Annotated in this window: 14 protein-coding genes; 9 read left to right on the plus strand and 5 right to left on the minus strand. The window is 42.1% G+C overall.

Going from position 1 to position 13,105, the window contains the following annotated elements:
* The first annotated feature begins 225 nt into the window (after positions 1–225).
* The 9 genes from H7T98_RS04685 (at position 226) to serS (ending at position 8,387) form a co-directional block, all read left to right on the plus strand.
* Positions 226–1,233 (plus strand): PTS sugar transporter subunit IIB, encoded by a 1,008-nt coding sequence (locus tag H7T98_RS04685; protein ID WP_049553975.1) that lies wholly within the window; start codon positions 226–228, stop codon positions 1,231–1,233.
* A gap of 17 nt (positions 1,234–1,250) precedes the next feature.
* The gene (locus H7T98_RS04690; protein ID WP_021145048.1) at positions 1,251–2,051 is read left to right on the plus strand and encodes a PTS mannose/fructose/sorbose transporter subunit IIC; all 801 of its coding nucleotides are present in this window, start codon (positions 1,251–1,253) and stop codon (positions 2,049–2,051) included.
* Between the two features lie 15 nt (positions 2,052–2,066).
* The gene (locus tag H7T98_RS04695) at positions 2,067–2,981 is read left to right on the plus strand and encodes a PTS system mannose/fructose/sorbose family transporter subunit IID (protein ID WP_049545731.1); all 915 of its coding nucleotides are present in this window, start codon (positions 2,067–2,069) and stop codon (positions 2,979–2,981) included.
* 12 nt (positions 2,982–2,993) lie between these two features.
* Positions 2,994–3,380, plus strand: a complete 387-nt coding sequence (locus tag H7T98_RS04700; RefSeq protein WP_021145046.1) for a DUF956 family protein — start codon at positions 2,994–2,996, stop codon at positions 3,378–3,380.
* Positions 3,381–3,645: 265 nt separating this feature from the next.
* Positions 3,646–4,638, plus strand: coding sequence for a PTS sugar transporter subunit IIB (locus H7T98_RS04705; RefSeq protein ID WP_002883770.1), 993 nt, complete (start codon positions 3,646–3,648; stop codon positions 4,636–4,638).
* Positions 4,639–4,705: 67 nt separating this feature from the next.
* Positions 4,706–5,521, plus strand: coding sequence for a PTS mannose/fructose/sorbose transporter subunit IIC (locus H7T98_RS04710; protein WP_048790689.1), 816 nt, complete (start codon positions 4,706–4,708; stop codon positions 5,519–5,521).
* 14 nt (positions 5,522–5,535) lie between these two features.
* Positions 5,536–6,447 carry a PTS system mannose/fructose/sorbose family transporter subunit IID gene (locus tag H7T98_RS04715; RefSeq protein ID WP_002883717.1) on the plus strand — a complete coding sequence of 304 codons (912 nt, stop codon included), beginning with the start codon at positions 5,536–5,538 and terminating at the stop codon, positions 6,445–6,447.
* A 78-nt stretch (positions 6,448–6,525) separates the two neighbouring features.
* Positions 6,526–6,900 (plus strand): DUF956 family protein, encoded by a 375-nt coding sequence (locus tag H7T98_RS04720; protein ID WP_002883765.1) that lies wholly within the window; start codon positions 6,526–6,528, stop codon positions 6,898–6,900.
* Positions 6,901–7,109: 209 nt separating this feature from the next.
* The gene (gene serS / locus H7T98_RS04725; RefSeq protein WP_201061375.1) at positions 7,110–8,387 is read left to right on the plus strand and encodes a serine--tRNA ligase; all 1,278 of its coding nucleotides are present in this window, start codon (positions 7,110–7,112) and stop codon (positions 8,385–8,387) included.
* A 34-nt stretch (positions 8,388–8,421) separates the two neighbouring features.
* Here the strand turns inward: serS and H7T98_RS04730 are convergent, their stop codons facing one another.
* From H7T98_RS04730 to nrdR, 5 genes are all read right to left on the minus strand, one after another.
* Positions 8,422–9,051, minus strand: a complete 630-nt coding sequence (locus tag H7T98_RS04730) for a ribonuclease P (protein ID WP_201061377.1) — start codon at positions 9,049–9,051, stop codon at positions 8,422–8,424.
* Between the two features lie 63 nt (positions 9,052–9,114).
* Complete coding sequence (der, locus tag H7T98_RS04735) at positions 9,115–10,425, minus strand: ribosome biogenesis GTPase Der (protein WP_002886596.1); 1,311 nt, start codon at positions 10,423–10,425, stop codon at positions 9,115–9,117.
* 105 nt (positions 10,426–10,530) lie between these two features.
* Positions 10,531–11,433 (minus strand): primosomal protein DnaI, encoded by a 903-nt coding sequence (gene dnaI, locus H7T98_RS04740; protein ID WP_201061379.1) that lies wholly within the window; start codon positions 11,431–11,433, stop codon positions 10,531–10,533.
* A 3-nt stretch (positions 11,434–11,436) separates the two neighbouring features.
* Positions 11,437–12,612 carry a DnaD domain protein gene (locus H7T98_RS04745; RefSeq protein WP_201061381.1) on the minus strand — a complete coding sequence of 392 codons (1,176 nt, stop codon included), beginning with the start codon at positions 12,610–12,612 and terminating at the stop codon, positions 11,437–11,439.
* Entirely contained in the window at positions 12,609–13,088 is a 480-nt protein-coding gene (gene nrdR / locus H7T98_RS04750) for a transcriptional regulator NrdR (protein WP_002883820.1), read from the minus strand. Before nrdR ends, H7T98_RS04745 begins: the two co-directional genes overlap by 4 nt.
* Positions 13,089–13,105 lie beyond the last annotated feature (17 nt).

Consider the following 13,105-nt stretch of genomic DNA (forward strand, 5'->3'; position numbering starts at 1 on the left):
TGTCTGAAAAAAAGTATATTTGCGATAATTTGATATTTTTTTCAATTTTATGACACTTTTGTTACGAAAAGCATTGACAAATTTATGATAACGTTTTACAATTAGATTGTTCTAATTTTCGAGGGACTAAAAAAATATTGTTGTCATTTTCATGTCATGAATGATAATACCAATAATCATTTTTCTATTCCTAAGAAGCAATATATAAAAGGAGGAAGAACACTAATGGGTATCGGTATTATTATTGCTAGCCATGGTAAATTCGCTGAAGGTATTCACCAATCAGGTTCTATGATTTTTGGTGAACAAGAGAAAGTTCAAGTGGTTACTTTCATGCCAAATGAAGGTCCAGACGACTTGTACGCTCACTTCAAAGATGCCATCGCTCAATTTGACGCTGACGACGAAATTCTTGTCCTTGCAGACCTTTGGTCTGGATCACCATTTAACCAGGCAAGCCGTATCAAGGAAGAAAATCCTGATCGCAAGATGGTTATCGTGACAGGACTCAACTTGCCAATGCTTATCCAAGCATATACGGAACGTATGGTAGCTCCTGACGCTGGGGTTGAAGAGATTGTCGCTAACATTTATAAGGAAACAAAAGAAGGCGTTAAAGTCCTTCCAGAAGGCCTTATTCCTGAAGAAGACACTAAACCAGCCGACGCTAAACCTTCTATTCCTAAAGGTACCATTCCTGAAGGAACCGTTCTTGGTGATGGAAAAATCAAATACGTTTTGGCTCGTGTTGACACACGTCTCCTCCACGGTCAGGTTGCGACTGGTTGGACTCACTCAACTCACCCAGACCGTATCATCGTTGTTTCAGACACTGTTTGTCATGATAAACTTCGTACAAGCATGATTAAACAAGCCGCTCCATCTGGTGTTCAAGTTCACGTTATCCCAATTAAAAACATGGTTAAAGCAAACAATGACCCACGTTTTGGAGATACACGTGCTATGCTTCTCTTTGAATCTGTTGAAGATGCTCTTGCTGCTGTTAAAGCAGGTGTTGATGTTAAAGAAATCAACCTTGGTTCTTCAGCTTATAAAGAAGGAAAAGTCAACGTTACTAAGGCTCTTTCATTTGACCAAACAGATGTGGATGCTATCAAAGAGTTGCAATCATTGGGTGTCAAGTTTGACGTTCGTGGGGTACCAAGTGATAGCCCAGCAAACGTTGATGCCTTGATTAAGTCAGCTGAAACTAAATTAGCAGAGAAGAAATAATTTTGGAGGATGCATAAATGAGTTTAGTACAAATTATTTTAGTCGTAATTGTTGCTTTCATCATCGGTTGTAGCTCAGTTAACGACCAAATCGAAACATACCAGCCAGTTGTGGCTTGTTCCCTTATCGGTCTTGTTACTGGTCATCTCGAACTCGGCGTAATGTTGGGTGGTAGCTTACAATTGATCACTATGGGATGGGCAAACGTTGGTGCTGCCATGGCACCAGATGCCTCACTTGCCGCTGTAGCTTCTACAATCATCCTTATCTTGGGTGGTCAAGGAGCTAAAGGAATTGGTCCAGCCATCGCCCTTGCGGTTCCTTTGGCTGTTGCCGGTCTTGCCTTGACAATGTTTGTCCGTACTGCAACTGTCTTCATCGCTCACATTATGGATAGTCGTGCTGAAGATGCTGATATCGCTGGTATTGAAAGATGGCACTTTATCGGTATGTCCCTCCAAGGTCTCCGTGTTGCTATCCCTGCCCTCCTCTTGCTATTGATTCCTGCACACCTTGTACAATCTGGTCTTGAATCTATGCCTGAATGGTTAACATCAGGTATGACAATCGGTGGTGGTATGGTTGTAGCCGTTGGTTATGCCATGGTTATCAACATGATGTCTAGTCGCGAAGTTTGGCCATTCTTCTTCCTTGGTTTTGCTTTGGCTGCCCTCAAAGAATTGACCTTGATTAGCTTGGGTATCATCGGCCTCTGTCTTGCCGTTATGTACCTTGCACTTGAAGCTAGTGGTTCAAATGGTTCTTCAAATGATGGAGGATCAGGTGATCCCCTCGGTGAAATTCTGGAAGACTTTTAATTAGGAGGAAAGAAAATGGCTGATTCAAAAATTAAATTAACAAAAGCAGATCGTTTCAAAGCTTTCTTGCGCTCATACTTCCTTTTAGCTTCATTCAACTATGAACGTATGCAAAATGGTGGTGTGGCTTACACCCTTATTCCTGCAATCAAAAAACTTTATCAAACAAAAGAAGAACGTGTAGCTGCTCTTAAACGTCACTTGGAATTCTTCAATACACAACCATTCATGGCTAACCCAATCTTTGGGGTTACACTTGCCTTGGAAGAAGAACGTGCTAACGGGGCGGACATCGATGATGCCGCTATCTCAGGGGTTAAGGTTGGTATGATGGGGCCTCTTGCAGGTGCCGGTGACCCTCTCTTCTGGTTTACCCTTCGCCCAATCTTCCTTTCATTAGGAGCAGGTTTGGCTGTTTCAGGTAACATCTTGGGACCTATCGTCTTCTTCGTACTTTGGAATGCTATGGTCGCTGCCGTTAAATGGTACACTCAAGAGTTTGGTTATAGAGCTGGTGCTGCGATTACAGACGACGTATCTGGTAACCTTCTTCAACAAGTAACTCGTGGCGCATCAATGATGGGGATGTTCGTTATCGGTTCTCTTATCCAACGTTGGGTAAGCATTACCTTCACACCAGTTGTCTCTACTGTTAAACAACAAGAAGGAGCTTATATCGATTGGGATAAACTTCCAAAAGGTATTGCCGGTGTTAAAGAAGCCTTCCATCAACAAGCTGCCGGTCGCTCTCTTGACGTTAACAAAGTGACAACCTTGCAAGATAACTTGGACCAATTGATTCCTGGTCTTGCTGCCCTTGGTTTGACTTTCCTCTGCATGTACCTTCTTAAGAGAAAAGTTTCTCCAATTGTTATCATCTTGGGTATCTTTGTTCTAGCTATTGTACTCCACATTATTGGTCTACTCTAATCGGAGCAAGGTATGGTTAAATCGCTCAATACCGAAATGGCTCACACATCTAAGGGAACTTGGTTCCGTGAAGGGCCTATTTACGGAAATATCATGGTCGGTGATAAGGCCTTCGAATTTTACAATGATACGAAGTTACAAGACTACGTTCAAATTCCTTGGGATGAAATCACTTATGTGATTGCCGATGTCTACTTCGGTGGTAAGTTCATCCCACGTTTTGAAATCCGTACTAAGCAAAATGGACGTTTCCGTTTTGCCAGTCGAAAAAGCCGAATAACTTTGAAAGAAATTCAAAAAAGAATTCCTCGAGAAAGTTTAAGAAAAGCACCTAGCTTCATCGTTGTTCTCAAACAAGGCTTTAAGAATCTTTTCCGACTCATTGTCAAGAAGAAATAATCTCCGAGTATTATAAAAAGATTGTCCAATCTAATGGTTGGGCAATCTTTTTATAATGTTTTGCTCATTTTTGAAAGAAATTGACTTCTTTTGAAATTTTTTCTCACTAGCTATTGACATCTGCGTGAAAGCGTTTTACAATATGATTGTTCTTGATTTCTTATGTTTAAAAAGATTGAGAGACGCTTTTTTTAGCGTCTTGATAAAAATCGGAGATAGTCTTTTTAAGCCTAGGAAAAAATAATTTATAAGGAGGAGAACACGAATGGGTATCGGTATTATTATTGCCAGCCATGGTAAGTTCGCTGAAGGGATCCACCAATCAGGCTCTATGATTTTTGGAGACCAAGAGAAAGTTCAAGTCGTAACTTTCATGCCAAGTGAAGGTCCTGATGACTTGTACGCTCACTTCAACGACGCCATTGCACAATTCGATGCTGATGATGAAATTCTTGTTTTGGCTGACCTTTGGTCTGGTTCACCATTTAACCAAGCTAGCCGAATTGCTGGAGAAAATCCAGATCGCAAGATTGCTATCATCACAGGACTTAACTTGCCAATGCTAATCCAAGCATACACTGAACGTATGATGGATGCTAACGCTACTGCAGAGCAAGTTGCTGCTAATATCATCAAGGAAGCTAAGGGTGGTATCAAGGCACTTCCAGAGGAGCTTAATCCAGCTGAGGAAACAACAGCAGCTCCTGTAGAAGCTGCTGCACCTCAAGGAGCTATCCCAGAAGGGACAGTTATCGGAGATGGTAAACTCAAGATTAACTTGGCACGTTTGGACACACGTCTCTTGCATGGTCAAGTAGCAACTAACTGGACACCTGCTTCTAAAGCAGACCGTATCATTGTTGCTTCAGACGATGTTGCTAAAGATGAGCTTCGTAAAGAATTGATCAAACAAGCAGCACCAAATGGGGTTAAAGCAAACGTTGTTCCAATTCAAAAATTGATTGATGCTTCTAAGGACCCTCGCTTTGGTAACACACACGCGCTTATCTTGTTCGAAACTGTTCAAGACGCACTTCGTGCTATCGAAGGTGGCGTGCCAATCAAAGAACTTAACGTTGGTTCTATGGCTCACTCAACTGGTAAAACAATGGTTAACAACGTTTTGTCTATGGACAAAGACGATGTTGCTTGCTTCGAAAAATTGCGTGACCTTGGTGTCGAATTCGACGTTCGTAAGGTACCAAATGATTCTAAGAAAGACTTGTTTGACCTTATCAAAAAAGCTAACGTTCAATAATCTTCATTCGGAAAAATTAGTTGATTATTTCAGCTAATCACAACTCAATAGAAAAGGAATTATTACCATGTCAGATATGTCAATTATTTCTGCAATTTTGGTCGTAGTTGTTGCCTTCCTTGCTGGTCTTGAAGGTATCCTTGACCAATTCCAATTCCACCAACCACTTGTTGCATGTACCCTCATCGGTGCTGCTACAGGTAACCTCACTGCAGGTATCATGCTTGGTGGTTCTCTTCAAATGATCGCCCTTGCTTGGGCTAATATCGGTGCCGCTGTCGCTCCTGACGCTGCCCTTGCCTCTGTTGCTGCTGCCATTATTTTGGTTAAAGGTGGTAACTTCACAACTGAAGGTATCGGTGTTGCGACTGCAACAGCTATCCCACTTGCGGTTGCCGGTCTCTTCCTAACTATGCTTGTTCGTACAGCTTCTGTTGCCCTTGTTCACGCTGCAGATAAAGCAGCAGAAAGCGGAAACATCGCTGGTGTTGAACGTGCACACTACCTCGCCCTCCTTCTTCAAGGTTTGCGTATCGCTGTGCCAGCTGCCCTTCTTCTTGCTATCCCAGCAGAATCTGTTCAACATGCCCTTGGATTGATGCCTGACTGGCTCAACCACGGTATGGTTGTCGGTGGTGGTATGGTCGTAGCCGTTGGTTACGCCATGGTTATCAACATGATGGCAACTCGTGAAGTTTGGCCATTCTTCGCCATCGGTTTTGCTTTTGCTGCTATTAGCCAATTGACACTTATCGCTCTTGGTGCTATCGGTGTCGCTATTGCCTTCATCTACCTCAACCTTTCTAAACAAGGTGGCGGAAATGGTGGCGGAACTTCAACTGGTTCAGGCGACCCAATCGGCGATATCTTGGAAGACTACTAGGAAGGGGTGCTCTCATGGCTGAAAAAATTCAATTATCTCAAGCGGATCGTAAAAAGGTTTGGTGGCGCTCACAATTCTTGCAAGGTTCATGGAACTATGAACGTATGCAAAACTTGGGTTGGGCTTACTCACTCATTCCTGCTATCAAAAAACTCTACACTAACAAAGAAGACCAAGCCGCAGCTCTTAAACGTCACTTGGAATTCTTCAATACCCACCCTTACGTAGCTGCTCCTATCATGGGGGTTACCTTGGCTCTTGAAGAAGAAAAAGCTAACGGTACTGACATCGAAGATGCTGCTATCCAAGGGGTTAAAATCGGTATGATGGGACCTCTTGCCGGTATCGGTGACCCTGTTTTCTGGTTCACAGTTCGTCCTATCCTTGGTGCCCTCGGTGCATCATTGGCACAAGCTGGTAACATCGCTGGTCCACTTATCTTCTTCATCGGTTGGAACCTTATCCGTATGGCCTTCTTGTGGTACACTCAAGAACTTGGTTACAAAGCAGGTTCAGAAATCACTAAAGACATGTCTGGTGGTATCTTGAAAGATATTACTAAAGGGGCATCAATCCTTGGTATGTTCATCTTGGCTGTCCTTGTTGAACGTTGGGTTTCTATCGTCTTCACTGTAAACCTTCCGGGTAAAGTTTTGTCTAAAGGTGCCTATATCGAATGGCCTAAAGGCAATGTCAGTGGTGACCAACTTAAGACTATCCTCGGCCAAGTTAATGACAAACTTAGCTTCGATAAGATTCAAGTTGATACCCTCCAAAAACAATTGGATTCATTGATTCCAGGTTTGATGGGACTTCTCCTTACTTTTGCATGTATGTGGTTGCTTAAGAAGAAAGTTTCACCAATCACAATCATCATCGGACTCTTTGTAGTTGGTATTGTTGCAAGCTTCTTCGGAATCATGTAAAAAGAGTAAGAGTTTAGCAAAGCTGAACTCTTTTCTTATGCTATAATAAAGGTACTACAATCAAAAAGCGAGATAGATATGGCACAATCACTAAACAAAACAGTTGAATTGCATACAACAGGCGTTTCCTACATGGCTATCGGAGGGAAAGTCGGTAAATTTCTAATCGGAGATGTGGCTCTTGAATTCTACCCAGATGTCAATGTCGAGCAATACATTCAAATTCCATGGACTAGCATCACACAAATCGGTGCAAATGTCTCAGGAAAGAGAATTAGCCGCCACTTTGAAGTGTTAACAGACAAGAGCAAATTCCTCTTTGCTTCTAAAGATTCTGGGAAGATTCTAAAAATTGCTAGGGAACACCTTGGCAATGAAAAAGTCGTCAAGCTACCAACTCTCATTCAAACTATTGGGGCTCGACTCAAAGGTTTATTTGCCAAAAAATCATAATTTTTGTATAATATAACAGACGGATAAGTACTAGCTAGACCCTTACAGAAAGCCTGCGGTTGCTGCGAGCAGGTAGGGTTAACCTACGAAATTCTACCGTTTCTAATAATTAAAAACATAAACAAGTGCACTCCTGTGAAGTTGGATGGAACCGTGGCCTATGTCACTCCAACACTTTCACTGGAGTGTTTTACTTTTTGGAGGAACTTATGTTAGATGTAAAACGTATTCGTAACGACTTCGATGCCCTTGCCGAAAAATTGGCTACACGTGGTGTCGCTGCTGAAACTTTAAATGAACTTAAAGAGCTTGATGTTAAACGTCGTGAACTTCTTATCAAATCTGAAGAACTCAAAGCTCAACGTAACATTGCTTCAGATGGTATCGCTCAAGCTAAGCGTAACAAAGAAGATGCTTCCAAACAAATCGCAGCAATGCAAAAAGTCTCTGCAGAAATTAAGGAAATCGATGCAGAACTTGCTGCTATCGATGAAAAGCTTAATGCCATCGTTGTAACACTTCCAAACACACCAAATGACTCTGTTCCAGTAGGTGCTAACGAAGACGAAAACGTAGAAGTTCGTCGTTGGGGAACACCTCGTGACTTTGATTTTGAAGTTAAAGCACACTGGGATCTTGGGGAAGACCTTGGTATCCTAGATTGGGAACGTGGTGCTAAAGTCACTGGTTCTCGCTTCCTCTTCTACAAAGGACTTGGAGCAAAATTGGAACGTGCAATCTACAACTTCATGTTGGATGAGCACGCTAAAGAAGGTTACACTGAGATGATCACACCTTACATGGTTAACCACGACTCAATGTTCGGTACTGGTCAATATCCAAAATTCAAGGAAGATACTTTCGAGCTTGACGGTACTGACTATGTCCTTATCCCAACAGCCGAAGTTCCTTTGACAAACTACTACCGTGGTGAAATCCTTGATGGTAAAGAATTGCCAATCTACTTCACTGCTATGAGCCCTTCATTCCGTTCAGAAGCTGGTTCAGCTGGTCGTGATACACGTGGTTTGATTCGTCTTCACCAATTCCACAAGGTTGAAATGGTCAAATTCTCAAAACCTGAAGACTCTTATGATGAATTGGAAAAAATGGTAGTTAACGCTGAAAACATTCTTCAAAAACTTAACTTGCCATACCGTGTCATCACTTTGTGTACTGGCGATATGGGATTCTCAGCTGCGAAAACTTACGACTTGGAAGTTTGGATTCCAGCACAAAATACTTACCGCGAAATTTCTTCATGTTCAAACACAGAAGATTTCCAAGCCCGTCGTGCACAAATCCGTTACCGTGACGAAGCCGATGGTAAGGTAAAACTTCTTCACACTCTCAACGGTTCAGGACTTGCTGTTGGACGTACAGTAGCCGCTATCCTTGAAAACTATCAAAACGAAGATGGTTCAGTAACTATCCCTGAAGTTCTTCGTCCTTACATGGGTGGTGCTGAAGTAATTGCACCAAAATAACAAGGAAAATCTCCAGAAAGAACCTGGAGATTTTTTAGTTTTTATTAGCTTTCTCGTAATAGGCTTTCAACTTATCAAATCCATCAGCAAGCTCTTCTACTAACTCTTCCATAGTTTTACTAGTAGTCACTACCACATCATACTTAACCAATACCTTGCGGATACGACCATCTCTAACTGCTGCTTTAATCATCTGACGATTCTCTTCAGTTCCTTCTACACGATGACTGACACCATCTTCCTGGGCAAAATAGTATAGAGAGGGGGCAATCGGTAAGTCTAGGACCTTATGTTGCTTAGCTAGAGTGGTATCTGATTTTTTCCGTTCGACAAAGCTAACCTCAACAGAAATCCCCCATTTTTTAGGCTGACCATAAAGGCGAATCGCCATGGCAACATCGTCTAAACTGTCCTCAGGGGCCCTATAATAGCACCAAAAGTGTGGGCGACATATTTGTGCCTGATTGGCCCAATTGCTGACACGATCCATCTTAAAGGGTGCCAAACGCTCCTCTAAAACTTTTGACAAAGTCTGCATTTCCTTACGGGCTGCTTGACCAAGTGCCTTGAGCACTTCCATCTCTTCTTGATGCGGACCCGCTTTTTCAGGTTTGATATACTTAACCCCTTGTTTAGATAAATAAGCTTTAATATTTTCTAACATCATTTCTCCTTACAATGACAAAAGACCAACCTTTAAAGATTCTATTCTGGTTGGTCTCTTTTTTTATTTACGTTTACGAGCAATCAAGTGGATTGGTGTTCCTTCAAAACCGAAGGCCTGACGAATTTGATTTTCCAAGAAACGCATGTATGAGAAGTGCATAAGCTCTTCTTCATTGACAAAGATAACAAATGTTGGTGGTTTAACCGAAACTTGTGTGCCGTAGAAAATCTTAAGGCGTTTTCCTTTGTCAGTTGGTGTTGGGTTGATGGCAATGGCATCCATAATAACATCATTCAAGACAGCCGATGAAATACGACGGTTTTGACTCTCACTGATGCGTTTAATCATCTCTGGCAACTTGTTAAGACGTTGTTTAGTTTCAGCCGATACAAAGATAATTGGTGCATAGCTCAAAAATTGGAACTGATCACGGATATCTGCTTCCCAGTTGGCAACAGTATGGTTGTCCTTCTTAATCGTATCCCATTTGTTAACTACGATGATAATCCCTTTACCAGCTTCATGGGCAAAACCAGCAATACGCTTGTCATACTCACGGATACCTTCCTCGGCATTGATAACCATAAGAACAATATCAGAACGGTCAATGGCACGCATAGAACGCATGACAGAGTATTTCTCTGTATTTTCATAAACCTTACCAGATTTACGCATACCAGCGGTGTCAATCATGGTATACTCTTGACCTTCACTGTCCACAAAGTTTGTATCAATGGCATCGCGAGTCGTACCAGCAATTGGGCTAGCAATTACACGGTCCTCTCCCAAAATGGCGTTAATCAAACTTGATTTTCCGACGTTTGGACGTCCAATCAAACTGAAACGGATGATATCTGGATTTTCTTCTTCAACTTCTGTTGGGAGGTTTTCAACGATAGCGTCGAGAACATCCCCTGTACCGATACCGTGAACAGATGAAACTGGATAGGGATCACCAAGACCAAGAGAATAGAAATCATAGATATCTGCACGCATCTCAGGGTTATCCACTTTATTTACCGCCAAGATAACTGGCTTGTTGGTCTTATAAAGAATACGGGCAACGTACTCATCCGCATCTGTCACGCCTTCCTTACCTGAAACAACAAAGACAATAACATCAGCTTCAGTCATGGCGATGTCGGCTTGGTGCTTAATTTGTTCCATAAATGGTGCATCAACATCATCGATACCACCAGTATCAATCAAGCTAAACTGGCGATTAAGCCATTCAGCAGAGGTATAAATACGGTCACGTGTTACCCCTTCAACGTCTTCGACGATAGAGATACGTTCACCCGCAATTCGGTTAAATAGGGTCGATTTCCCAACATTTGGGCGACCCACGATAGCAACTGTAGGTAATGTCATATGTTTAAGTCCCTGATAAAAATAGGGATTCCTTTCTTCATTTAGCAGTCTCACTTCCACCAAGGGAAGCAAACTCTCTTATTCTTTATCATTATGAGATTCAACTTAGCGGCGATTAACACCCTTCAAGTGAACCTCCTTGGCAAGAAAACGAATACGCTCCATCACACGTTTGGCCTGCCAAGTCTCGTCTCCTTGACGTCCATTGGATAACTTAGCTTCTAAATCCGCAAAACTATAGTTAGACGTAAAGAAAGTAGGCAGCTCTTCAATCATACGATGCTGGAGGATGACTTGCAAAACATCATCCCTAATCCAAGAAGAGAATTGCTCTGCACCAATATCATCTAGAACCAAAACTTCTGCTTGTTTGACAGCGTCTATTTGTTCCTTGACAGAACCGTCCTTAATTCCATTTTTAACATCAATGGTAAAAGATGGGTAATGAATAATGGTCGTCGCAACCTTCTTGGTTTCGGAAAGTTCATGAGCCATAGCAGCCAACATGAAGGATTTTCCAACCCCCATGTCTCCGTAGATGTAGAGGCCTTTCTGGTCTGGACTAGGGTAATTCGCCACAAAATCCACGAGACTCTCAAAGGTATCCACACGCGCCACATCATCTAGAGCAATATCCGTAAAGGTAATCTTACGATAAGACTGAGGCAGACTCACCAAATTAATCCGTTTAGCGATAGCCTGTTGTTCTTGTTGCTCTTTGAGCTGACGCGTCTCCTTATAGGTCACATCAGCGTAGCCTTCATTCATGGTCAGAATCGGCTCATACCCTTTAGCAATATAGGAGGCATCACCTTCTTTGACCTTACGGCATTCCACCAGGAATTGATTAAACTTAGGAAGACTACGTTTGATTTCATCCTGGCTTAGGCTATGCTCTTGAATAAAGCTAGCCACTCTTGGATCTGCCAAAATTTGCTTCGTTAAATCTGTTGCATTGCCAGACCCATGATGCCCTGTTCGGTTTAGGGTTTGTCCAACTCTTTCCATAGGCTACTCCTTTCCTTTTTCTAGTTTTGCCAAAGCCCGACGTCTAATTTCATCCAATTTAGCCTGATCAGCCTGACTGGTTTGATTATCATAATCTGGATTACTCCAGCTCGGCACATTTGTTTTCTTCTTAGAATCAGCTTTTGCTTGTTGTGATTTCTTGTTGTAACCACTACGCAAAGCTAAAAGCCCTTGTTCGGCAGTGAGGATATTCTTAAAGTCAAAGTCGTTAGCAAGTTTAGAGATATACTCTCGATTCACATTCGTTGAACGTGTCCGTCCCAAACTGTAGGCAACCATGAGGTTAATGACCTCATCCATAAAGCCTCTTTGTGCCAAATCTGTGAGAATCTTCTTCTCAGAATTAGTCACAGCACCACCAGGACCCTTGGCACTTTGTAGATAATCTATAGGTTTTTCAGACCTAACCGCTTTAAGAATTTTTTTCTCCGTCTCCGTCAAAGCAGAATCACCACCCAATGTTTGAGCTTGAGCCTGCTCTAATTGCACCTGCATACGCTTGACAATAATCTGGTGGTTCACGGCTGTCTTCTTAGCTAAGAGATAAGTATCATACCAATTCATGCCATGAGTTTCAGACAATTTATAGATTTCTGGCACATCTGTCTTTTCATCTTTAAATACAAGCCCATCAGCCTGCATACGATTCCTGAAACTGCTTAAATCAAATGAATTTTTGGGCTTGATTTCAGACACAGACTTTTGAGCCAAACGCTCATCGGTAAAGACATCCGAAAAACGTTTAGATAAATCTTGCAAGCCTTGTAGACCTGCCGGTTTCAAAGCGTCTACTGCTGGTTCACTAATCTTTTGCTCGAGAAGTGAACTATAAACGGCATGTTTTAGAAACTGCTCAATTGATAAGGGAGACTTAAGCTCTATAACATAAAACCCTTGAGGTGAGTGGTAAAAGGCCAAGAGATCTACTGCTGTCAGAACCGCCAGTGCTTCCTGAAGGGGCTGCATTCCAAAGTTAAGATGGTTCAGAATAGCCGCAAACTTATGGCGGTGATTACCATTGTCATAAAAAGCCACGAAATACTGGTAGAGAGCGTATCCTTCACTCCCAATAATGGGATAATAGCAACGCATCAAACTTGCCTGATCGGGAACGATAACCTGATTGCCAACATAGACAAATTCTTCAATAGGTCTCATTTTTTAGACTCTTTTTTCGCACGTACAGTTTTGGTGATTTCTTGAAGCAACTCTTCAATCTCATCAACATCTTTGAAAGAACGGTAGACACTGGCAAAACGTACATAAGTAATTTCATCAAGGTCAGCGAGTTCTTTCATCACTAAATTCCCAATGACATCACTATCAACCTCTCCATCATGGTTACGGCGAATGTTTTGCTCAATACGGGTGATGGCATTTTCGATATCCTCACTAGAAACCGGACGCTTCTGAGCACTCATCAAGATACCATTGAAAATCTTATCGCGAGAGAATTGTTCACGAGTACCGTCTTTTTTGACAACCAAAAGTGGAACTTCTTCCACACGCTCAAATGTTGTAAAACGAGCATGACAAGAATCACACTCACGACGACGACGAATGGTATTCCCATCTTCTGCCTGACGGCTATCGATAACACTAGATTTATTATGTTGACATTTTGGACAACGCATGCACTTCACCACCAATC

This window comes from Streptococcus sp. 23.2, assembly GCF_016648665.1.
Classification (GTDB): Bacteria; Bacillota; Bacilli; order Lactobacillales; family Streptococcaceae; genus Streptococcus; species Streptococcus salivarius_E.

Bases quoted from the DNA above. Each gene is read 5' to 3' on its own strand.
- H7T98_RS04685 (WP_049553975.1), top strand. From the start codon at position 226: ATGGGTATCGGTATTATTATTGCTAGCCATGGTAAATTCGCTGAAGGT.
- H7T98_RS04705 (WP_002883770.1), top strand. From the start codon at position 3,646: ATGGGTATCGGTATTATTATTGCCAGCCATGGTAAGTTCGCTGAAGGG.
- H7T98_RS04715 (WP_002883717.1), top strand. From the start codon at position 5,536: ATGGCTGAAAAAATTCAATTATCTCAAGCGGATCGTAAAAAGGTTTGG.
- H7T98_RS04720 (WP_002883765.1), top strand. From the start codon at position 6,526: ATGGCACAATCACTAAACAAAACAGTTGAATTGCATACAACAGGCGTT.
- der (WP_002886596.1), bottom strand. From the start codon at position 10,425: ATGACATTACCTACAGTTGCTATCGTGGGTCGCCCAAATGTTGGGAAA.
- nrdR (WP_002883820.1), bottom strand. From the start codon at position 13,088: ATGCGTTGTCCAAAATGTCAACATAATAAATCTAGTGTTATCGATAGC.
- dnaI (WP_201061379.1), bottom strand. From the start codon at position 11,433: ATGGAAAGAGTTGGACAAACCCTAAACCGAACAGGGCATCATGGGTCT.
- H7T98_RS04700 (WP_021145046.1), top strand. From the start codon at position 2,994: ATGGTTAAATCGCTCAATACCGAAATGGCTCACACATCTAAGGGAACT.
- H7T98_RS04745 (WP_201061381.1), bottom strand. From the start codon at position 12,612: ATGAGACCTATTGAAGAATTTGTCTATGTTGGCAATCAGGTTATCGTT.
- H7T98_RS04710 (WP_048790689.1), top strand. From the start codon at position 4,706: ATGTCAGATATGTCAATTATTTCTGCAATTTTGGTCGTAGTTGTTGCC.
- serS (WP_201061375.1), top strand. From the start codon at position 7,110: ATGTTAGATGTAAAACGTATTCGTAACGACTTCGATGCCCTTGCCGAA.
- H7T98_RS04730 (WP_201061377.1), bottom strand. From the start codon at position 9,051: ATGTTAGAAAATATTAAAGCTTATTTATCTAAACAAGGGGTTAAGTAT.
- H7T98_RS04690 (WP_021145048.1), top strand. From the start codon at position 1,251: ATGAGTTTAGTACAAATTATTTTAGTCGTAATTGTTGCTTTCATCATC.
- H7T98_RS04695 (WP_049545731.1), top strand. From the start codon at position 2,067: ATGGCTGATTCAAAAATTAAATTAACAAAAGCAGATCGTTTCAAAGCT.